Origin of the sequence: Streptomyces lincolnensis (assembly GCF_021173675.1) — a bacterium.
Taxonomy (GTDB): Bacteria; Actinomycetota; Actinomycetes; order Streptomycetales; family Streptomycetaceae; genus Streptomyces; species Streptomyces lincolnensis_B.
This window is the reverse complement of the sequence record NZ_JAIHON010000010.1, coordinates 231,002-250,299: the sequence shown is the minus strand read 5'-3', so window position 1 is coordinate 250,299 and position 19,298 is coordinate 231,002. Positions and strand designations below refer to the sequence as shown.

The 19,298-nt window shown below is 70.7% G+C and carries 21 protein-coding genes; 13 read left to right on the top strand and 8 right to left on the bottom strand.

Translation table 11 applies throughout. The annotated features are described in order from the left end of the window. Positions 1-49 precede the first annotated feature (49 nt). Complete coding sequence (locus K4B79_RS30130) at positions 50-967, bottom strand: UTP--glucose-1-phosphate uridylyltransferase (protein ID WP_232030279.1); 918 nt, start codon at positions 965-967, stop codon at positions 50-52. Between the two features lie 110 nt (positions 968-1,077). Then, the gene (locus K4B79_RS47945; RefSeq protein WP_269464111.1) at positions 1,078-1,212 is read right to left on the bottom strand and encodes a hypothetical protein; all 135 of its coding nucleotides are present in this window, start codon (positions 1,210-1,212) and stop codon (positions 1,078-1,080) included. A gap of 57 nt (positions 1,213-1,269) precedes the next feature. On the opposite strand from K4B79_RS47945, the gene K4B79_RS30125 reads away from it, so the two are divergent. Next, positions 1,270-1,713: an RrF2 family transcriptional regulator gene (locus tag K4B79_RS30125; RefSeq protein ID WP_232030278.1), complete on the top strand. Its 444-nt coding sequence runs from the start codon at positions 1,270-1,272 to the stop codon at positions 1,711-1,713. Between the two features lie 220 nt (positions 1,714-1,933). Beyond that, positions 1,934-2,410: a tautomerase family protein gene (locus tag K4B79_RS30120; protein WP_232030277.1), complete on the top strand. Its 477-nt coding sequence runs from the start codon at positions 1,934-1,936 to the stop codon at positions 2,408-2,410. Between the two features lie 98 nt (positions 2,411-2,508). On the opposite strand, the gene K4B79_RS30115 is transcribed toward K4B79_RS30120, so the two are convergent. Beyond that, entirely contained in the window at positions 2,509-3,093 is a 585-nt protein-coding gene (locus K4B79_RS30115) for a TetR/AcrR family transcriptional regulator (RefSeq protein ID WP_232030275.1), read from the bottom strand. 86 nt (positions 3,094-3,179) lie between these two features. On the opposite strand from K4B79_RS30115, the gene K4B79_RS30110 reads away from it, so the two are divergent. The 4 genes from K4B79_RS30110 to K4B79_RS30095 all read left to right on the top strand — a co-directional run bounded on the left by K4B79_RS30110 (position 3,180) and on the right by K4B79_RS30095 (position 7,303). Further along, positions 3,180-4,223 carry an AraC family transcriptional regulator gene (locus tag K4B79_RS30110; RefSeq protein ID WP_232030273.1) on the top strand — a complete coding sequence of 348 codons (1,044 nt, stop codon included), beginning with the start codon at positions 3,180-3,182 and terminating at the stop codon, positions 4,221-4,223. Positions 4,224-4,279: 56 nt separating this feature from the next. Continuing rightward, positions 4,280-5,803 carry a flavin-containing monooxygenase gene (locus K4B79_RS30105; protein ID WP_232030271.1) on the top strand — a complete coding sequence of 508 codons (1,524 nt, stop codon included), beginning with the start codon at positions 4,280-4,282 and terminating at the stop codon, positions 5,801-5,803. Between the two features lie 85 nt (positions 5,804-5,888). Continuing rightward, positions 5,889-6,212 carry a putative quinol monooxygenase gene (locus tag K4B79_RS30100; protein ID WP_232030270.1) on the top strand — a complete coding sequence of 108 codons (324 nt, stop codon included), beginning with the start codon at positions 5,889-5,891 and terminating at the stop codon, positions 6,210-6,212. Between the two features lie 71 nt (positions 6,213-6,283). After that, positions 6,284-7,303 carry a zinc-dependent alcohol dehydrogenase gene (locus tag K4B79_RS30095; RefSeq protein WP_232030269.1) on the top strand — a complete coding sequence of 340 codons (1,020 nt, stop codon included), beginning with the start codon at positions 6,284-6,286 and terminating at the stop codon, positions 7,301-7,303. Between the two features lie 976 nt (positions 7,304-8,279). Here K4B79_RS30095 and K4B79_RS30090 read toward each other — a convergent pair. Next, positions 8,280-9,122 (bottom strand): aldo/keto reductase, encoded by an 843-nt coding sequence (locus K4B79_RS30090; protein ID WP_232030268.1) that lies wholly within the window; start codon positions 9,120-9,122, stop codon positions 8,280-8,282. Positions 9,123-9,194: 72 nt separating this feature from the next. Between K4B79_RS30090 and K4B79_RS30085 the strand changes: the two genes are divergently transcribed. Further along, positions 9,195-9,866 carry a DNA-binding response regulator gene (locus K4B79_RS30085; protein ID WP_232030267.1) on the top strand — a complete coding sequence of 224 codons (672 nt, stop codon included), beginning with the start codon at positions 9,195-9,197 and terminating at the stop codon, positions 9,864-9,866. A gap of 8 nt (positions 9,867-9,874) precedes the next feature. On the opposite strand, the gene K4B79_RS30080 is transcribed toward K4B79_RS30085, so the two are convergent. Continuing rightward, complete coding sequence (locus K4B79_RS30080) at positions 9,875-10,456, bottom strand: TetR/AcrR family transcriptional regulator (protein WP_232030265.1); 582 nt, start codon at positions 10,454-10,456, stop codon at positions 9,875-9,877. Between the two features lie 466 nt (positions 10,457-10,922). On the opposite strand from K4B79_RS30080, the gene K4B79_RS30075 reads away from it, so the two are divergent. From K4B79_RS30075 to K4B79_RS30060, 4 genes are all read left to right on the top strand, one after another. Next, on the top strand, positions 10,923-11,786 hold the full coding sequence (locus K4B79_RS30075; protein ID WP_232030263.1) for an SAM-dependent methyltransferase: 864 nt from the start codon (positions 10,923-10,925) through the stop codon (positions 11,784-11,786). Positions 11,787-11,894: 108 nt separating this feature from the next. Further along, positions 11,895-12,572: a response regulator gene (locus K4B79_RS30070; RefSeq protein WP_232030262.1), complete on the top strand. Its 678-nt coding sequence runs from the start codon at positions 11,895-11,897 to the stop codon at positions 12,570-12,572. Between the two features lie 93 nt (positions 12,573-12,665). After that, positions 12,666-13,079: a hypothetical protein gene (locus K4B79_RS30065; protein ID WP_232030260.1), complete on the top strand. Its 414-nt coding sequence runs from the start codon at positions 12,666-12,668 to the stop codon at positions 13,077-13,079. A gap of 27 nt (positions 13,080-13,106) precedes the next feature. Continuing rightward, positions 13,107-14,051 (top strand): amidohydrolase family protein, encoded by a 945-nt coding sequence (locus tag K4B79_RS30060; protein WP_232030259.1) that lies wholly within the window; start codon positions 13,107-13,109, stop codon positions 14,049-14,051. Between the two features lie 76 nt (positions 14,052-14,127). On the opposite strand, the gene K4B79_RS30055 is transcribed toward K4B79_RS30060, so the two are convergent. Beyond that, on the bottom strand, positions 14,128-14,955 hold the full coding sequence (locus K4B79_RS30055) for a pectate lyase (protein ID WP_232030532.1): 828 nt from the start codon (positions 14,953-14,955) through the stop codon (positions 14,128-14,130). A gap of 530 nt (positions 14,956-15,485) precedes the next feature. Between K4B79_RS30055 and K4B79_RS30050 the strand changes: the two genes are divergently transcribed. Next, positions 15,486-16,319, top strand: a complete 834-nt coding sequence (locus K4B79_RS30050) for a PIG-L family deacetylase (protein ID WP_232030258.1) — start codon at positions 15,486-15,488, stop codon at positions 16,317-16,319. A 40-nt stretch (positions 16,320-16,359) separates the two neighbouring features. On the opposite strand, the gene K4B79_RS30045 is transcribed toward K4B79_RS30050, so the two are convergent. Continuing rightward, a complete protein-coding gene (locus tag K4B79_RS30045; RefSeq protein WP_308280535.1) occupies positions 16,360-17,079 on the bottom strand; it encodes a helix-turn-helix transcriptional regulator in 720 nt (239 codons plus the stop codon). 218 nt (positions 17,080-17,297) lie between these two features. On the opposite strand from K4B79_RS30045, the gene K4B79_RS30040 reads away from it, so the two are divergent. After that, positions 17,298-17,963, top strand: a complete 666-nt coding sequence (locus K4B79_RS30040) for an alpha/beta fold hydrolase (RefSeq protein WP_232030255.1) — start codon at positions 17,298-17,300, stop codon at positions 17,961-17,963. 87 nt (positions 17,964-18,050) lie between these two features. Here K4B79_RS30040 and aztD read toward each other — a convergent pair whose 3' ends face one another. Further along, positions 18,051-19,247, bottom strand: a complete 1,197-nt coding sequence (aztD, locus tag K4B79_RS30035) for a zinc metallochaperone AztD (protein WP_232030254.1) — start codon at positions 19,245-19,247, stop codon at positions 18,051-18,053. Between the last annotated feature and the right edge of the window lie 51 nt (positions 19,248-19,298).

Below are 19,298 nucleotides of genomic sequence, written 5' to 3'. Positions count from 1 at the left end.
GCGTTGACACCGTTTCGCCAACAGTGTTCGGCGGTGGTGGCACCGTGGCCTACGGCTGAGCGGCGTCAGCGGATCCGGTGTCGAGTCCGGCGACCAGGTCGCGCAGGACGGGGCCGTACTCGGGGTGGGACAGGGCGAAGGCCATCTGGGCGACCAGGTAGTCGGCCGGATTGCCGGTGTCGTACCAGCGGCCTTCGATGACCTGCCCGTACACCGCGCGGGTGGCGGCGTAGGCGTTGATGGCGTCGGTCAGGTAGACCTCGCCGGTCCTGTGCTCGTACCAGCGGCGGGTCTGCTCGCGCAGTTCGTCGATGATGCCGGGGGTGACGACGTAGCCGCCGACGGCCGCGTACGACGACGGGGCGGCGGCCGGTTCGGGCTTCTCGACCAGGCCGGTGATCCGCAGTTGGCCGCCACCGAGGTCTTCCTTGACGATGGGCACGCCGTAGCGCTGGGACTCGGTGGGGTCCATCGGCAGGAGGGCCAGCACCGGACAGCCGGTCTGCTCGTACGCGCGGATCAGCTGCTGGGCGCGGGGGACCTCGGCCACGAACACGTCGTCGGGCCACAGCACCAGGACCGGTTCGTCGCCGAAGGAGCGGGCGGCGTTCAGGACCGGGGTGCCGTTGCCGTACGGGCCGTACTGGTCGAGGTAGGTGATGTGGCCCCGGCGGGCCAGGTCCGCGATCTCCTGCACGGCGTCCGCGTAGGCCGTCTTGCCGTCCTCGCGGAGTTGTTCGACGAGGGCGGGGTTGGGGCGGAAGTGGTCCTGGATGAGGCTCTTGCCGCCGGAGACGACGATGGTGATGTCGGTGATGCCGGAGTCCACCAGCTCCCGCACGGTGTGCTCGATGACCGGCTTGTCGCCGACAGGAAGCATCTCCTTCGGTGTCGCCTTCGTCAGGGGCAGCAGACGGGAGCCGAGTCCGGCGGCGGGGATGACGGCCCTGCGAATCGTCGGGGACATCGCGTCTCTCCTGGTCTCTCCTGGTCCAGCGGGACACCGCACCGGCCGGCACGGCACACGCCGACGCTACAACGCCCACCATGGAACGGGAATCAACCTCTCGTCGATCTTCAGGCCCGGAATCCGAAGCCGCGCTCCACCGAAGGGCCGCCGGCCACCCGGTTCAGCACGCTGCGCCGCCTCACGCCCTCCCGGATCTTCTCCACGCAGATCCGCAGGTACAACCGGCTCGCCGTCTGACGCACGGTCCACACCCACCCCATAAATGCGAGTCTGGCATTCGTATTTGATAGCGTCCTCGCATGCGGTTGACGAAGTTCACCGACCTGGCACTGCGTGCCGTGATGCGTCTGGCGGTCTCCGAGCAGGACGAGTCTCCGACCACCCGAGAGGTGGCGGAGACCATGGGTGTGCCCGCCAGCCACATGGCCAAGGCGATCACCCGTCTGCAACACCTCGGCGTCCTGGAGGCCCGCCGGGGTCGCGGTGGCGGGCTGGAGCTGACCGAGCTGGGGCGGCACGCGTCGGTCGGCTGGTTGGTGCGGGAGTTGGAGGGCGAGGGCGAGGTCGTGGCCTGCGACGACGATCCGCCGTGTCCCCTGCGAGCGGCGTGCCGACTGCGCCGGGCACTGCGCGAGGCCCAGGAGGCCTTCTACGCCGCTCTCGACCCGTTGACGGTGGCCGATCTGGTGACCTCCCCGACCGGGCCCGTCCTCGTGGGCCTGACCGGCCGCCGTTCCGCCTGAGCCGAGCGCAGGACGCCGTACGGTCGGCGGCCCCCCAGCTCCCCACCCCCTTAAATGCGAAGATCACTTACCTATTTTGGACACTGTACTGTCCGAGCAGTCCACCGACCTGTGGCTCGGCGGCGAGTAGGCCCGTCCGTCGCGGGCCGGCGCGCGGGGCCGAGGCGAGGAGAGGCGTGTATCGTCCGACCGTCTATAACGACTGTCATAGGAGCGTGTCATGACGATCATCACCGTGAACACCCCGACGGGGCGCCTGAGCCAGGAGCAGCGCCGCCGGCTGGCCGAGACGCTGACGGACGCGGTCCTCGTGCCCGAAGTGGGGCAGTTCGCTCCGCCCGCGCGGGTCGGGTTCCAGGTGCACTTCGTCGAGCGGGAGCCCGACATGATGGCGATCGGCGGTCGGCTCCTCGCGGACATCGACCCGGACGCCGATGTCATGGTGATCGACGTGGCGGTGATGGACGGAGACTGGCGGCAGGAGGTCAGGACCGCGGTCATCGAGCGCGTTCTGGCCGCGCTGGCCGATGCCTGCGGGCTGTCGGAGCCGTCGCCGAGCTGGTGGGTCAACTTCCGCGTCATCGACGAGGGCAGCTGGGGTTCCAGCGGTGGCGTGCTGTCCGTCCTGTCCCTGCTCGACACTGGTGTGTTCACCGAGGAGAAGGTCAAGGTCATCCGGGCCGCATTCGGCGCGTGACGCGGAGACAGTGGCGGCGCGGAGCCGCGCGAACGCAGGGACGCCAAGGGCCGCTCCCGAAGCTCGCGACTGGCGGGGACGGCCGGCCGCCGCCCGGGTCACCCCCTCGTGGCGGCAGCGACGAGGGCCTGGAGCTGGTCGGCGGTGCGGTCGAGGGGCTCTGTGCTGCGCTTGGCACGGCACATGGCCACCGTGCCCTCCACCGCGGCGACGACGAGCGTCGCGAGCTGCGCGGCCTCGTCGGCCTCGACGCCGTGTTCCCGCAGAGAGGCGGCGAGCAGGGCCTCCCACTGGTCGAAGACCTCGGCCGCGGCTGCCAGGGCGGGCGGGACCTCGTCGGCCGGGGGCTCCTCGATGGCCACCGCCAGGACCGGGCAGCCGGCATGGAAGTCACTCTCCACGACGATCCCGCGCCACAGGTCGAGGAAGGCCCTCAAGCCCGCGGCCGGCCCCGCCTCCAGCTCCCTGCGCAGGCTCCGGGCCACCCACTCACCGGTGTAGCGGACGGCCTCGGTGGCCAACTGCTGCTTGCCTTCGGGGAAGTAGTGGTAGGTCGAGCCGAGCGGCGCCTTGGCGTGCTTGGCCATCTCCCGGATGCTCGTGGCACTCAGACCACGCCGGCTGATCATGTCGGCCGCGCCGGCCACGATCCGCTCGCGCGACGGCGTGCTGCTTCTGGGCACCTGCACCCTCCCCATGGTTATGACGTTCGTCATAGTCTACCTCGCGAAGACCGTGCCCCACCGACCGGCGACGATACGGGTGACGTATGCAGATGGAGATCCGGGCCGCCGCCATCCGCGGCATCGATCGTCTGATCGATGATCTCGGCGGCGACGGGGCGGCGCTCTTGGCCGAGTTCGGCGTCTCGCCCGGAGATCTGGACTCCGATCACGGCCTGCTCCCGACGGTGACGGCCGGGCGGATCATCCGCCGCGCGGCGAAGCGGCTGGACCGTCCGGATCTGGGGCTGCGGCTGGCGGCGTACCAGGACATGTCGATGCTCGGCCCGCTGGCCCTGGCCGTCGGGAACTGCGACACGGTCGGCGAGGGCCTGAACTGCGCCTCCCGGTTCCTGTTCGTGCACAACCAGGGCATCCGCCTGTCCCGTACGGACGATCCCGAGCGGTGTGCGGGAGTGGGGGCCGTCGAATACCGGATGCTGCATCCGGACGTCCCCTACGAGCCGCAGACGATCGACGCGGGCCTGGGGATGCTGCACCGCAACCTCATCACGATGAGCGGCGGATACGAGCTGCTCGGGGTCCACATGCCCCATCCACCGCTGACCGACGAGTCGGTGTACACCGACTTCTTCGGCGCGCCGGTCCGGTTCGACACCGGCCGCGCCCTGCTGCGGGTGCCGACGAAGCTCTTCGACCGGCCGATGTCGACCCCGGTCAACCCCGAACTGCGGCGCATGGTCGTGGAGTACCTGGAGGCGCACTACACCGATCCGCGCGAGAGCACCACGACCATGGTGCGATCGGCGGTGGCCCGCGCGCTGGGCACGGTCTCGGTGCGGATCGACCTGGTCGCGGAGTGGCTGCACCTGCATCCCCGCACGCTGCAACGGCGACTGGCGCAGGAGGGCACCTCGTTCCAGGCGATCCTCGACGGCGTCCGCAAGAACGCGGCGCACCGGCTCCTGACGGCGACCGACATGCCGTTCTCCCAGGTCGCGTCGCTGGTGGAGCTGGCCGGGCAGGCGGCACTCACCCGTGCCGCGCGCCGTTGGTTCGGCCGGACGCCGACGCAGGTCCGTCGTGACGCGAGGCACGCGTCTCCCGCACCGCGTGTCGCGCGGGGTTAAATTTTTGTCGCCCAGGGCCAAGCGGCGCCCTCGGAGCGCTTCCATACTCGGGTGCCATGCCCCCTTCCCCTCACCCTTCCTCACTGCCCGGTCATGTCGACGTCCTGATCGTCGGCGCGGGGATCTCCGGTATCGACGCCGCGTACCGGGTGCAGTCGCGGTGTCCCGATCGGTCGTACGCCGTGCTGGAGGCCCGCGCGTCCCTGGGCGGGACGTGGGACCTGTTCCGGTATCCGGGCGTCCGCGCCGACTCCGACATCTACACGCTCAGTTTTCCGTTCCAGCCCTGGACGGGCGAGAACTCGATGGCCGACGGGGACGAGATCCTCGACTACCTGCGGCGCACCGTCGACCGGTTCGGCATCGACCGCCGCATCCACTGCTCCACGAAGGTGGTGGCGGCCAACTGGTCGGCCGCGACGGCCCGTTGGACGGTCACCGCCGAGCAGGGCGGCGGCGAGGACGGGCCGCGGCGGTCCACCGTGACCTGCTCGTTCCTCTACCTGTGCACCGGCTACTACGACTACGAGCGCGGGCACGACCCACAGTTCCCGGGTGTTGAGTCCTTCGCCGGCACGGTGGTCAATCCGCAGTTCTGGCCCGACGGGCTCGACCACGCCGGCAAGCGGGTCGTCGTGATCGGCAGCGGCGCGACGGCGATCACGGTGGTCCCCGCGATGGCGCGCGACGCGGCGAGCATGACCATGCTGCAGCGCACACCGACCTGGGTCAGCGCGTTGCCGCGGCGGGACCGGTTCGCCGCCAGGGTCCGGCGCCGACTGCCCGCCGGGCCGGCGCACCGGGTCGTCAGGGCGCGCAACGCCGCCTACTCCAACGGCTTCTACCACTACTGCCGGCGTTTCCCGGACCGGGCGCGGACGCTGCTGACCAGGGCCGCCGCGCGACGGATCGGCGAGGAGGCGGTGCGTGAGCACTTCACCCCGCCGTACGCGCCGTGGGACCAGAGGGTGTGCATCACGGCCGACGCCGACCTGTTCAAGGCGATCGAGCGCGAGGAGGTCGACGTGGTCACCGCTCACATCGACCGCTTCGTCCCGGAGGGGATCCGGCTGCGGTCGGGCCGGGTGCTGCCGGCCGACATCGTGGTGACGGCGACCGGGCTGCGCATGCTGGCGTTCGGACACATCGCGGTCAGCGTCGACGGCGAGCCGGTCGACCCCGCGCGTCACCTGTTGTGGCGGGGCACCATGCTCAGCGACGTACCGAACTTCGCGCTCTGCTTCGGCTACGTCAACCTCTCCTGGACGATGCGAGCGGACCTCACCGCGCGGCTGGTGTGCCGCGTGCTCAAGCACATGCGCCGCGCGGACCTCGCTGCGGTCACCCCGCCCGCGGAGCCCGGCGTCCGGGAGCAGCCCATGATCGAGCTGGCGTCCGGCTACGTCCGGCGGGGCGTCCGGAGCTTCCCCCGGCAAGGTCACCGCACCCCGTGGCGGATGCGCCAGACCTATCTGCTCGACGTGGCCGACATCGCGCGGGCGAGCCTGCGCCGCGAGTTGCGCGGTGTGCCTCGCGCGTCGGTTCGCCCGGCCGCGGACGACATCCGGACCGGAGGCTGACCCGAGATCCCGTCAGCCGCTGTGAACAGCCGCAGCGACATCTGCCATGGTTATAACGTTCGTCATAACGGGAGAGGGGTAACACATGACCGAGCCGGTGGTCCTGGTCGCGACGATGGTCGCCAAGCCGGGACAGGAAGAACTGGTCGAGACGACGGTGACGGCGGCGCTGCCCAAGGTGCACGCCGAGCCCGGATGCCTGCGATACGCACTGCACCGCAAGGCAGGCACCACCGGTGAGTTCGTCATGATCGAGAAGTGGGCCTCGCGGGAGGCGCTGGACGCGCACATGAAGGGTGCCGCGATGCGGGAGATCGGCGCCGCCCTCGCCCAGGCACTCGCCGGAGCGCCGGACCTGGTCTTCCTGGACCCGGTCCCCGCCGGCGATCCGCACAGCGGCGCCGTCTGACCGACCACGGTGACCGGGCCGGCGGACCAGTCCGGCCAACCCGGCATCCCATGAAACCGAGGAGCTTTCCCGTGAAGAGCCTGATGTTCGTCGCGCCCGGACAGCTGCGCTTCGACGAGGTCGACGCACCCACCCTCGTCCAGGGCACGGACGCGCTCGTGCGCCCGCTCGCGGCCACGACCTGCGATCTCGACCACCATGTCATCGCCGACAAGACCCCGTTCTCCGGATTCGGCCCCTTCCCCATCGGCCACGAGTGCGTGGGCACGGTGGTCGAGGTCGGCCCCGACTGCACGAACGTCGCGGTCGGGGACGTCGTCGGCGTCGCGTGGCACATCGCCTGCGGCACCTGTGCGCAGTGCCGGCTCGGACACACCGCCCGCTGCCTCGTCCACGGCGACGCCCAGTACGGCCTTCCGGTGAACGGAGCCTGGGGCGGCACCTTCGACGAACTCATCCGCGTCCCCTACGCGGACTTCAACCTCGCCAAGCTGCCCGCCGGGGTCGACCCCGTCCACCTGGCCTCCATCGGCGACAACCTCGCGCTCGGGTGGGAGACGGTGATGCCGACCGTCGCCGGGATCACCGACCCGAAGATCGCGGTCTTCGGCGGAACCGGCTCCATCGGCCTGTACGCGGCCGACGTGGCGGTCCACTGCTCCGGCGCCCGCACCGTCTACTACGACGACGACCCGGTCAGGATGAAGGTCGCCGAGCAGCTCGGCGCCGAGGTCCAGGACATCAACGGCAAGCGGGAGAAGGACTTCCACCTCGCCGTGGACGCCGGATGCGACCCAGAGCGACTGCGCAAGGCACTGCTGTCGGTCATGCCCGAGGGCCACGTCAACAGCGTCGGCATCTACTTCGACGACGTCCCGCTCCCCCTGCTCGCGCTGTACCAGCGCGGAGTCCACTTCCACAACGGCAAGGGGCACGCGCGGCCGAACATGACACCGACCCTGGACGCGGTGGCCGCCGGCACACTCCACCCCGAGCTGGTCACCAGCGGTGTCTACGGCTGGGACGAGATCCCCGACGTACTGACCTCCGACCGCGCCGGCCACAAGCCGGTCTTCGTCCTGGAGAACTGAGGGAACCGATCCCGACCCGCGTCCGCTCTCGCCTTCGGTCGGTCACCAACAGGCCGGCCACGGAGACGGCTGACGCCGGACGAAGACGCCGCGGTCTTCCCCGCGGCCTCCTTCTCCCTTCCGGTCGTAGCGTCGCCACGACCGGAAGTGGCCGCCCGGGACGGTGTCCGCGCGGCTTGGCCGCGGTCAGGGACCGGTTGGACCGGTTCGGCACCGTCTTCCGGCGGCGGGGATGGCGCGGGCAAGGGGGACGGCGAAGGCACGAGGGCGGGAGCGGCGGGGCCGGTCGCCGGGGAGCAGTCCGACGGCGTCGGCGCGAGCGACGCACTGGCCGGGAGCGGGGACACCGACGCCACGCCGGACGCGGCGGCCAGTGCCGCGGCCTGCGGGCCCGTGAGCCGGGCGGTGAAGGTGGAGGGCGAGTCGTCGAAGGTGTCGCTGAGCCGCACCGCGTAGAGACCATGCCGTCGCGCCACCGGACCCGGAGCGTGGACGGTTGTCGTTCGGGCCTGCACGATAGTGAAGGTGAGCACCAGGGCTCCGGCGAAGACGGGGGTCAGCAGCACGCCGATCGCCCGGCCACGTCTACGGTTCGTTGACAACTCTGCTCCAGGCAAGGAGGGGGAAGCATGGTCTGGAATGCGGTCCGAAGCCCGACCGCGGGGCCCCTCGCCTCGAAGCGGCGCAGGGCCGGGGCACACACGGCGACGGCGGGCGCACGTCAGCGAGCACGCCGTTGACGACGGTCAGGGCCAGGTCGACGACATGGCGACGGTCGCAGCGAGGCTGAGTGATGTCATGGCAAGGAGATCTTCCGCGTGGGGGGAGTGCGGTGCGAACGCCCGGGCACGCCGCCGGGCGTGGGTGAGCCCCGACGGCGAACACAACCGGACAGCCGTCCGATACGAGGAAGGTACCGGACATCAGTCCGGTTAACAAGGGTGCGTTCGACCGGCTGAAGGACGAAGCGTCGAGGTCAGGCGAGGTCGGCGAGGTCCTCCTCGGTGAGGGTGATCTCGCCTGCGGCCATGTTGTCCTCCAGGTGAGACAGCGAGCCGGTGCCGGGGATGGCCAGGGCGACCGGGGAGGACGCCAACAGCCGGGCCAGACTGATCCGGTGGGCCGTGACACCGTGCCGCGCCGCCACCTTGGCCAGCCGCTCGTCGTCGGGTTCGCGGCCGCCGCCCACCGGGAAGAACGGCACCCAACCGATGCCGGACTCCTCGCAGGCGGCCAGGAGGTCCGCTTCGTGGCTCCGGCCGGCGTGGTTCTGCACGGCCACCACGGGTGCGACGGCGCGGGCCTCCGCGAGATGGTCGATGTCGACGTTGCTCAGGCCGAGGTGACGGATCAGGCCCTCCTCGCGCAGCACCGCGAGGGCTTCGAAGCGCTCGGCGAGGGACTCGCCGCGCGGGGGTTCCATGGCACCGATGCGCAGGTAGACCAGGTCGAGGCGGTCCACGCCCAGGCCTTCGAGGTTGGCCTCGACAAGGCCCCGCAGGTCGGCCGGGGTGGCCTGGTGAAGGCCGTCGGAGCGGATGACGGGGCCCACCTTGGTGGCGATGACCAGGTCGGCCGGGTAGGGGGACAGGGCCTCGCGCATCAGGGTGTTCGCGCGCACCGCACCGCCCGCGCTGACGTAGAAGTCGGCGGTGTCGATGTGGTTGACGCCGAGTTCGACGGCGCGGCGCAGTACGGCACGGCCGTTCTCGGGGTCGCGGGCGGGGCCGCCCATGCCCTGCTGGGACGGCAGGCGCATGGTTCCGAAACCGAGCCGGTTGACGGCCAGGTCGCCGCCGAGACGAAATGCGTTGCTCATGGGCCCAGCGTCCACACCGCGCACCGTGCGGACCAGGTGCTGGCACCTTGCTGCCACCGGCACAATGAACACATGCCACAGATCATGGTCCTCAACGGTGACCTTGAGCTTCGGGCGCGGATCAGACCCTTGACGGAGTCGGACGACGCGGAATGGGTCAACACCGCGCGCGACCTCGACACCTGGCCCGGCACCCGCGAGGCCGCCCGCCTGCGGATGAGGGGGGACGGAGCACGTCGAGCCCGGAAGCTCTACAGTGCCGTCGCGCTGGCCGACGAGCGGGACCGGCAGATCCTGGGCGAGATGGTCGAGCACGGCATGCAAGTGCGCATCGCCGCAACCCCGTTGCTCCAGGGAGCGGTGTTCATCGACCGGCGGACCATGATCCTCACCGACTCCACGGTGTCGGCCCCGTCCGCTCGTGGCCGGGGCCGCCGTACGTACAAGATGAGCGCCGAACCCGCCCTGGTCAGCGGGGCGTACGCGCTGTTCGAGGCCGCGTGGGAGACGGCCACCGACCTGGCGGCCTTCTTCGCCGCCGACCGGCCCCTGATCGGCGCGCGGGCCCGCGAGGTGCTGTACGCCCTGGGCTCCGGCGTGACCGACGTCGTGGCCGCACGTGAACTGGGCGTATCGCTGCGCACCTACCGCCGCAGGGTCGCCGAGCTCCTCGTCACGCTGGGCGCGGAGTCACGCTTCCAAGCCGGCGTGCGGGCCGGCGAGTTGGGCCTGACCCGCGGGTGAGCGAGCCTTCACCTCCGCCCGGGCGCTCCCGCGCGCATGCCGTCCATGATGAGGTCCAGTAGCCGGGTGGCCTGCGCATGCCAGTCGCCGCCGACGTCGATCTGCCAGATGCCCGCGATGGCCAGGAGGAAGTCGTCGGAGGTCAGCCCCGGGCGGATGGCACCGACCTCGTGGTTGGCGTCGAGGAGCATCTCGATCGCGTCGACCACCAGGGAGTACCCCGGCCTGTCCGGACCGCCCGTCGCACGGGTGGCCTGCCGCAGCGCGTCGGCCAGGCCGGCCTTGGCCATGGCGAAGCGGGCGAGGCGGTCCATCCACTCACGCAGGGCCCGGTCGGGCTCCCTGGTCTTCAGCAACTCGGCCGCGCTGTCGGTGAGTTGCTGCACCTCATGGCGGTGCACCTCCAGGACGAGCGCCTCGCGATGGGGGAAGTTGCGGTAGAACGTCCCCTGCCCGACACCGGCCTTCTTGGCGATCACGGTCAATGGGACGTCCGCCGAACGCGACAGCTCGACCAGCGCCACCTCCAGAATCCGCTCGCGATTGCGCTGCGCGTCCGAGCGCTGGGGTACGTCGTTCCTCGACTCCACCCGTCCTCCTTCCAGGCCCGCAACGGAAGCCCTCACCGACCGAACGACCGCCCGACATATTTGATCCCGATATCGGACTACCGTCCACTTAAGGGAAACCATAGCGGGCGAACGGGTTCGGCCGGGACGGCCGGCCGTGGGCAGGTCGCGGTCCCGGCGCCAGACCCGCACCAGGCCGAGTCGCGCGGCTTGGCGTCCACGTTCACTCTTGCCAACCGGACAGCCGTCCGTTACTTTCGACCCGGCTAGCGGACGACAGTCCGCTTAAGTTGACCCCCACGGCGGACACGGCTGGGCAGGTGGCCGGAGTTGTGCGCGACCTGTGCTCGGTGGCCCGTTCCCGCTCTGCCACAGAAGGCTGAGGAGAGCCCCATCAACGACGAGCCTCGTCACGCCCACCGACACGCCTCGGCCACGGCCCCCGAATCCGCAGCTCGTCGAAATCCAACGTGTCACGGGAAGAACAATGAACGAACACACCTTGTCGGCCGTCGGCACGACATCCGACGCACACGCCGACTACCCGCTCGGAAGCTCGGACCTGGAGCACCGGCGTCTCATGCTCCAGGCGCGGATTCTGCGGCCCTCGACGGATCGCTTCCTGCGGCTGGGCGGTCTTCGGCCCGGCATGTCCGTCCTCGACCTCGGTTCGGGGATGGGTGACGTGTCGATGCTGGCCGCCGAGATCGTGGGGCCGCGGGGCCGGGTCCTGGGCATCGACCGCGATCCGGTGACGACGGACAAGGCCCGCCGCAGGGCGTGGCACGAGGGCCTAGACACGAACGTCGAGTTCGAGGTCACCGAGCTCGACGACTTCGACACCGCGGAACGCTTCGACGCCGTGGTGGGCCGCTACGTCCTGCCGTACCAGAAGGATCACGCCGCCACACTGCGCCGGTTCGCCCGTTTCCTGCGACCGGGCGGGATCCTGGCGTTCCACGAGTTCGACTTCCTCGTACAGAACCCCACATGGCCGCCGTGTCCGCTGTGGGACGACAGCTACCAACGGCTCACCAAGGTGTACGAGGCCACCGGAACGCCGCCGGACTTCGGGCGCCGGCTGTACCGCACCTTCCTCGACGCCGGACTGCCCGGCCCGACGGTGGAGTGCCAGGGGCCGGTCGGGACAGGATCGGACTCCCCGCTCTTCCCGTGGCTGGCGTACTCGCTGCGTGTCCTCGAACCGGCGCTGGCGAAGGCGGGCCTGTCCCTGCCCGAGGGTCTCGTCGCCGACGACACCCTGCCGGACCAACTGGAGAAGGCCGTACTGGAGCAGAACAGTCAGATCCTGGCCACGTTGCAGTACGGCGCCTGGACCCGTGTCCCGTAAGACACAGCCGGTAGGCGGCGGGCCGAGGGCGACGGCCGGGCCCTCCCCGCGGAGTCGCTCCACCGAGGTGGCCTACCGACTCCCGCCTGCCGCGCAGAGGAGGCACGAATGACCGTCCGCGTACTCCTCGCCCACGACCAGGCCCTGATCCGCTCCAGTCTTCGCCTGATCCTCCGGTCGGAGCCGGACATCGAGGTCGTCGGGGAGGCGGCGACGGGCGACGAGGCGGTCGAGCTGGCCCGCAGCACCCGCGCCGACGTCGTCCTGATGGACATCCGCACGCCCGGCATGGACGGCCTCGCCGCCACCCGTGCCATCACGGCCGACGAGGACCTCGCGGGCGTACGGGTGTTGATCGTGACGACCCTGGAAGCCGACGAGTACGTCTTCCAGGCGCTGCATGCCGGTGCGGGCGGGTTCCTCGGAATGGGCGTGGAGCCCGCCGACCTCCGATACGCCATCCGGCGGGTCGCCCGGGGTGAGGCGTTGCTGTCCCCCAGGGCGACCAAGGCTCTCATCGCCCGCTACCTCGCCGTACCGGACCCCTTGAGCGTGACGGCGCCGGAACTGAAGCCACTGACCGTGCGCGAGAGGCAGGTACTCGACCTCGTCGCCGCCGGCCTCTCCAACGACGCCATCGGCAAACGGCTCCACGTCTCGCTCTGGACCGCCAAGACCCACGTCAACCGCATCATGGCCAAGCTCGGCGCCCGGCACCGCGCCCAACTCGTCGTGATCGCCTACCAGTCGGGCTTCGTCCGTCCCCGCGTACGAACGGGTGCCTGACACCACGAGGCCTCGGTCGACCGGACCGGCCCTTCACGCTCGTGCCCCCTCCCTGATGGCACGTCAGCCATGTTCAGACAACGGAGACCAACCATGAACCTGCCCCGCCGAAACCTGCTCACCGGGGCGGCCGCCGCCGCGGCCGCCACCCTGACCGCATCTCCGGCGACCGCGGCACCCGGCGGAAGCCGCCCCACCGGCTGGCCCCGACCGGCCGCGGAGCAGGGCCGCGGCATACCGGACGGCCGCATCCTGATCCGCAACGGCCATGTCATCGACACCGAGCCCCGACCGGTCGCCCACGCCCGCACCGACATCCTCATCGAGAAGGGCAGGATCACCGCCGTCGGACGGAACCTCCGCTCCGACGGCGCCATGGTCATCGACGCCACCGACCGCATCGTGCTGCCGGGCTTCGTGGACACCCACCGGCACATGTGGCACTCGGTGCTGCGCAGCGCGGCCGTTGACGTCGAACTCGCCGCCTACTTCCGCCTCCTGGGATAGGTCGGCCCGAAGTTCCGGCCGCAGGACGTGCACATCGCGACCCTGGCCGGCGCGCTGGAGTGCCTCGACTCCGGCATCACCACCCAACTGGACTACGCACACATCGCGTACTCGCCCGAGCTCGCGGACGCCGCCGTCGACGCCCTGCAGACGGCGGGCCTGCGCGCGGTCTTCGGCCACGGCACCCCGGTCGACGTCACCGGGGGCGGAAGACTCGCCGACGTCCGCCGGATCCGCGAGCGCCTGGCGGACGACACCGCGCTCGTCACCATGGCGTACGCGCCGCTCGGCCCCGTGTCCACCCCGATGGAGACCGTGGCCGGGGACTGGCGCATAGCCGACGAGCTGGACCTGCCGCTGACGATCCACCTCGCGGGCAGCCCCACCAACGAACAGCCCGTCTTCGCCCTGCGCGAGGCCGGTCTGCTCCGCGAGAGGACGCTCTACGTCCACGCCTCCGGCATCGGGGACGACGAGCTGAAGCTGATCGCCGACTCGGGCGCCACCGCCTCGGCCACGCCCGGCGACGAGGCCGGTCGGCTGCGGCGCGCCGGTATCACCACCGGCACCGGCGTGGACACCGTCGTCTTCGCCCCGGGCGACATGTTCTCCACGATGCGGGCGGTGCACCTCGCCGGCCAGATCGCCGGAGACCCACGCCTGACCGCCAAGGACGTCCTGCGGATGGCCACCCTGGACGGTGCCGCCGCGATGGGACTGGGCGACCGCACCGGCTCGCTGCGTCCCGGCAAGCAGGCCGACGTCGTCCTGCTGCGCCTGGACGACCTCAACATGCTCACCGCCGAGCGCGACCCCATCGGCGCCGTGGTCACGGAGGCGCGGCCGCACAACGTGGACACAGTGCTCGTCGCGGGCAAGGTCGTGAAGGCCGGGGGCCGGCTGGTCCACGCCGACCTCCGGCGCACCGGCCGGGCCCTGCGCGCCAGCGCGGCCGCGCTCAACGCCCGCTGACGGGAAGCCACCGCCTCCGCCCCGGGCCGTCGAGGATCGATGCTTCGCTGCCCGGCCGACACTCAGCCGTCGCAACTCAACGGTGGGTGATGGACGAGACGCTGTAGCGGCAGTTGGTGCCGTCCGAGCCGCTGCCCAGTTCGGTCGGCTCGGCGCCGCTGCTGTTCCCGCGGAATCGCTCACATACCGTGATGCTCCGGTCGCCGACGATCGTCACTCCCGAAATGACGGCGGTGTCACCGTAGTTGGCGTTGACGCCGGCCAGGACCTGGCCGGGGGCGGTCGCCCGCACGTTGCTGATCACGACGTGGCGCGGGTACTGGGTACGGCAGTTGCCGCACGAGCGGTACAGCTTGCCGAAGTCGGCGGCCTGGAAGTTCCGGATGGTCAGTGTGCCGGCGCCGTTGTGCTGGAAGACCTTGTCGTCGGCCTTCCGCGCCCCGCCGCCGTCGACCAGGTACGTGGCGGAGGCGGACGTGCCCTTGAAGGTGGCCGCGTCCTCGCCGACGTCCTCCCACCACACGTTGCGCAACGTACAACTGCCCAGGCAGTGCACTCCGTCGGCGGCCGGGGCCCCGAGGACGACGTTCCGCAGCACGGCACCGTCGGCGAGTTCGAAGAGCGGTCCCTGGTCCTCGCCCTGGCCGTCCGTGCCCAGGCCGCCGGAACCTCGGAAGCGCTTCAGGCCACCGTCGTAGGTGCCGCTGACCTCGATGGTCGAGCTGACGGCCCGGTCGGCGGTCGGGGTGGGCCAGCCGCCGAGCGCGGCGGTGCGCGGGGAGGCAGAGCGCTTCTCGGGGGACTTCGCCGCGGGTTTCGCCGCCGGCTTCTCCTTGGGCGCGGAGGCGGAGGCGGAGGGGGAAGCAGACGGCCCGGTCGGGGACACGGACACGGACACGGACACGGACGCGGACGCGGACGCCCGTGCCGTGGGCGAGGCGTTGGAGGTGTACGTCCCTCGCGCGCCGGAGGACGCCCCGGCGGTCCCGCCGGATCCCGAGCCCGACACGAGTACTCCGGCGACGACCACGCCTGCGGTCGCGGCAGCGGCCGTCACGGCGACCAGGATCCGTCTGCGGCCGCGGCTGCGGTTCATCGGACCGCGCCGGTGGCGCCGGGTTGCTCTGTTGCTCACGTCGTCCTCTTCGCGGGATTCCTGGTTTCCCCGTTCGTCGCCGCCGAGCGCGCCCAGGTTGCCGAGTGCCCTCTGTGACGTGCCTCTCAGTGGAAGGGGTGCTGCCCGGCCTGTGCCGTCATGTCGTCGGAGAGCGTTCGTACGGAAACCCGGCGCCTGGAAGGCTGAGCGGCCGCGTCGGGAACAGCCGGTCCGGTCGGCGCGGTTGCACCGACGAAGAACCCGGCGCCGCGCCCCAGGATCGTGGGGTGCCCGCCGCCCACTCCGACCAGGACATATCTCCGCAGGAGGACTGTTTTATGACGGACCGGCCCTTGACCCTCATGGCCGTACACGCCCACCCCGACGACGAGGCCACCGGAACCGGAGGCGTCCTCGCCCGGTACGCGGCCGAAGGCATCCGCACGGTTCTCGTGACGTGTACCGACGGCGGTTGCGGTGACGGACCGGGGGGTGTCAAGCCGGGCGATCCCGGGCACGATCCGGCGGCCGTCGCCTCGGTGCGCCGTAAAGAACTGGAGGCGAGCTGTGACGTCCTGAAGATCAGCGATCTGGAGATGCTGGACTATGCCGACTCCGGGATGACGGGCTGGCCGAGCAACGACGCCCCCGGATCCTTCTGGCAGACCCCCGTGGAGGAAGGTGCGGCCAGACTCGCGGAACTCATGCGGCACTACCGGCCTGATGTGGTCGTCACCTATGACGAGAACGGTTTCTACGGCCACCCCGACCACATCCAGGCCCACCGCATCACGATGGCTGCGCTGGAGATGACCGAGCTGACACCGAAGGTGTACTGGACCACGATGCCCCGCTCGATGATGGGGCGGTTCGGCGAGATCATGCGCGAGTTCCAGGAGGACATGCCGGAGCCGGATCCCGCCGAGGCCGCCGCGCTGGCCGAGATCGGTCTCCCCGACGACGAGATCACCACGTGGGTGGACACCACCGCGTTCAGCGGTCAGAAGTTCGACGCGCTGGCCGCGCACGCCAGTCAGGGCGAGAACATCTTCTTCCTCAGGATGGGCAAGGAGCGGTTCGGCGAGCTGATGGGCATGGAGACCTTCGTACGGGTCCGGGACACCACCGGCACGGCCCTCCCCGAGAACGATCTCTTCGCCGGGCTCCGCTGACCCGTCGGCCCGCCCGGGACAGCGCGTCCGCGGGCCCGGATCACCCCGGGGGCCTGACCACCGTCGGCAGTCGAGAGGCGTCGGCGGTGGTCCGGCGACGGGTGCGGCAGCGGCCCGGGGTCGTTCCGACGATGGCGGTGAACGCCGCGATGAAGCTGCTCGGGTTGGCCCATCCGCAGGCGTGGGCGGTGTGGCTGGTGTCGTGGCCTTCGGCGAGGAGCACCAGGGCGTGGTAGACGCGGAGCTGCGTGCGCCACTCGTAGAAGGTCATGCCGAGTTCGTCCCGGAGCAGTCGGCTGAGGGTGCGGGTACTGGCTCCGACCGTCTTCCCGAGTTCGGCGAGCGTGGAGTTGTCCGCCGGCGTTTCGTACAGCGTCCGGGCGACGGCTCGCAGTCGGTCGTCCCGTGGCTCGGGCAGGTGCAGTGGCTGTTCGTGTGTTTCGTGGAGTTCGTCGACGAGGACGCGAAGGAGGCGAGCGCGCGCGGAGCGGCTGTAGCCGGGCACCGCGTCGTCGTGGCCGCGGGGGCCGGTCAGGGCGAGCAGGACCTCACGGGCCAGGTCGGAGGCCAGGAACACGGCGGGGTGGTCCGGTACGAGCCGGGCGAGGGAGGGCGGGAGAAAGACGATCCGCATGTCGGTGTCGCCGTGGGCGCGGTGGTAATGGGTGAACCCGGCGGGAGTCCAGGCGACCCGGTTGGCGGGCACGATCGACGTACCGCGCTCGGTGTGCACCGCCAGGACCCCGGCGGCCGCGTACACCAGGTGTCCCCGTGTGTGCGACTGGACCTGGCTTGTCGCGCCGGACGGCCAGAGGTGTCGGCCGCCGGACGGCCACACATGGGAGGTCGCACCGGCGGTCGGGCGACTTTGGCGGCGAAGAGGCATCGCTTGGCATTCTATCGGTGGCAAGCCACACCCTGATCCGTTGACACTGCCTCAATGACACGACTTGAGGAAGAAGGAGAAGGGGGAAACACATGGCGACGTTCGTCCTCGTGCCCGGCGGTTGGCACGGTGCCTGGTGCTTCGAGGCGGTGGTTCCGCTGCTGGAACGTGCCGGTCATGCCGTTCACGCCCTGACCCTGACCGGTCTGCGGCCGGACGACGACAGCGCGACGGTCGCGACCGCCAACCTCGACACGCACGCGGACGACGTGTTGCGGGTCCTGGATCGCACCCGCACCGCCGACGCGACACTGGTCGGCCACAGCTACGGCGGGATGGTGATCGCGGCCGCCGCCGATCGCGCGGAGGGGCGGGTCGCGCGGCTGGTGCATCTCGACGCCTACGTGCCGCGGGACGGCGAGTCGTGCTGGTCCTCGACGAACGAGCGCTACCGGGAGGCGTTCGCCGCCGGTGCCGCGACCACCGGTTACGCCGTCCGGCCTCCGGACGGCGGCGATCCCCGCCGCCGTCCCCATCCCCTCGCCTCGTTCCTGCAGACGATCCGCCTCACCGGCGCGGTCGCCCAGGTCCCCCGTCGCGAGTTCGTCTACTGCTCGGGATGGGAGGACCGGACGCCGTTCACCGCACTGCGCACCCGGCTCCGAGCCGATCCCGGCTGGCAGGTCCACGACCTCCCCACCGCCCACAACGCCATGCGTGAGGCCCCGGAGGCGGTCGCCGCACTGCTTGCTCGGTGAATGCGCCGCCGAGGCATCACCCCTTTCATCACCCCTTTGACGACGCGTGCGCGGCGTACGCGAGGGGACGGTCAGTGGCCCGCGAGGTCAGTGACCAGCGATCACCCCGGACAGTTCGTTGGTGCTCTTCGGCAGGGTCACGGACGTCACCTTCTCGCCCGATGCGAGGTCGACGGCGTGCAGTTGGCGCCGGCCCGGCTCGGAGACGTACGCGGTGTGGTCGCGGACGAAGAGGGTGGGCCGGGGCTGCTGCCAGTCCAGCGGCTCCTGCCACGCGCCCACGACGGGGATCTTCTTCTCCACCTTGCCCGTTTCCGGATCGATGACGTGCAGGGTGCCGTTCGTTCCGAGGACGAGTGCCTCGCCGTCGGGTCCGCGGCCGAGCGAGCGGAAGGAGTAGCTGGTGCCCAGGTCGACCAGGCGCAGCTTCGCGGTCTCGGTGTCGATGAGGGAGATGCGGGTCGGCCGCTCCAGTTCGGCCTCCGGGTCGGTCTTGTAGTCGCCCAGGAGGATCGGCGACGCGTCGCTGCCGCTCTGGTTGCCGATGCGGCCGTAGTCGTCGGGGGCGTCGACCTTGGTGAACCTGCCGTCCTTGTAGATCAGGATGCCGTCCTCGCAGCCGATGCCGATGGCCTCGCCCTTGGCCGCGGCCTCGCCGTGGACGCCGGGGCACTTCTCGTTGCGCTTGATCTCCTTGTTGTTCTTGTCCAGGACGAGGGCGCCGGTGCGCTTCTCCTCGGTGCCGAGGGTGCTGAGGAGTTCGCCGTTGCTCAGCTCGATGGCGACGCCGTGGTGCGGCTCGGCGGAGGTGTAGGTGCGGCCTTCGGGCTTGGTGCCGCCGGCGAGGTCGTCGGGGTCGAAGACGTTGACCTCGCCGGTGCCGTCGGTGAACAGCACGGTCTTGCCGGCGTGCCGTACGACGTGGCCGGGCTTGGCGCCCTTGTACTCGACGCCGGTGAAGGTCTGTTGGGCGGCGTCGAGGACGCGGAAGCCGGCGTCGGTGGAGACGATGACGTGGGATGCGTCGCCGGCGGGGTTGAGACGGTTGAAGCCGGGCAGCTCGATCGTCTTCGCCGGCTTCAGGCTCTGGCCGTCCAGGACGTACAGCCCGCCGTCGAACGTGGCGAGCAGCGGGTCCTTGACGGCTACGGCCTTGGTGCTCGGCGCGTCCTCGGCCTTGGCGTCGGACGAGGTGTCCGCTCCTCCGCAGGCGGTCAGAACCGCGGATACCGCCAGGGCGAGGGCCGTTCCCGTGAAGGCTCTGGTGCGGATCGACTTGTTCACCGGTGTGTTCCTTTCTGGGCCGCGGGCGCGGCCGGGGGTGCGGGTGTGTGA

Bases quoted from the DNA above. Each gene is read 5' to 3' on its own strand.
- K4B79_RS30100 (WP_232030270.1), top strand. From the start codon at position 5,889: ATGACCGAGCCGGTGGTCCTGGTCGCGACGATGGTCGCCAAGCCGGGA.
- K4B79_RS30050 (WP_232030258.1), top strand. From the start codon at position 15,486: ATGACGGACCGGCCCTTGACCCTCATGGCCGTACACGCCCACCCCGAC.
- K4B79_RS30085 (WP_232030267.1), top strand. From the start codon at position 9,195: ATGCCACAGATCATGGTCCTCAACGGTGACCTTGAGCTTCGGGCGCGG.
- K4B79_RS30105 (WP_232030271.1), top strand. From the start codon at position 4,280: ATGCCCCCTTCCCCTCACCCTTCCTCACTGCCCGGTCATGTCGACGTC.
- K4B79_RS30125 (WP_232030278.1), top strand. From the start codon at position 1,270: ATGCGGTTGACGAAGTTCACCGACCTGGCACTGCGTGCCGTGATGCGT.
- K4B79_RS30110 (WP_232030273.1), top strand. From the start codon at position 3,180: ATGCAGATGGAGATCCGGGCCGCCGCCATCCGCGGCATCGATCGTCTG.
- K4B79_RS30075 (WP_232030263.1), top strand. From the start codon at position 10,923: ATGAACGAACACACCTTGTCGGCCGTCGGCACGACATCCGACGCACAC.
- K4B79_RS30090 (WP_232030268.1), bottom strand. From the start codon at position 9,122: ATGAGCAACGCATTTCGTCTCGGCGGCGACCTGGCCGTCAACCGGCTC.
- K4B79_RS30065 (WP_232030260.1), top strand. From the start codon at position 12,666: ATGAACCTGCCCCGCCGAAACCTGCTCACCGGGGCGGCCGCCGCCGCG.
- K4B79_RS30070 (WP_232030262.1), top strand. From the start codon at position 11,895: ATGACCGTCCGCGTACTCCTCGCCCACGACCAGGCCCTGATCCGCTCC.
- K4B79_RS30040 (WP_232030255.1), top strand. From the start codon at position 17,298: ATGGCGACGTTCGTCCTCGTGCCCGGCGGTTGGCACGGTGCCTGGTGC.
- K4B79_RS30130 (WP_232030279.1), bottom strand. From the start codon at position 967: ATGTCCCCGACGATTCGCAGGGCCGTCATCCCCGCCGCCGGACTCGGC.
- K4B79_RS30120 (WP_232030277.1), top strand. From the start codon at position 1,934: ATGACGATCATCACCGTGAACACCCCGACGGGGCGCCTGAGCCAGGAG.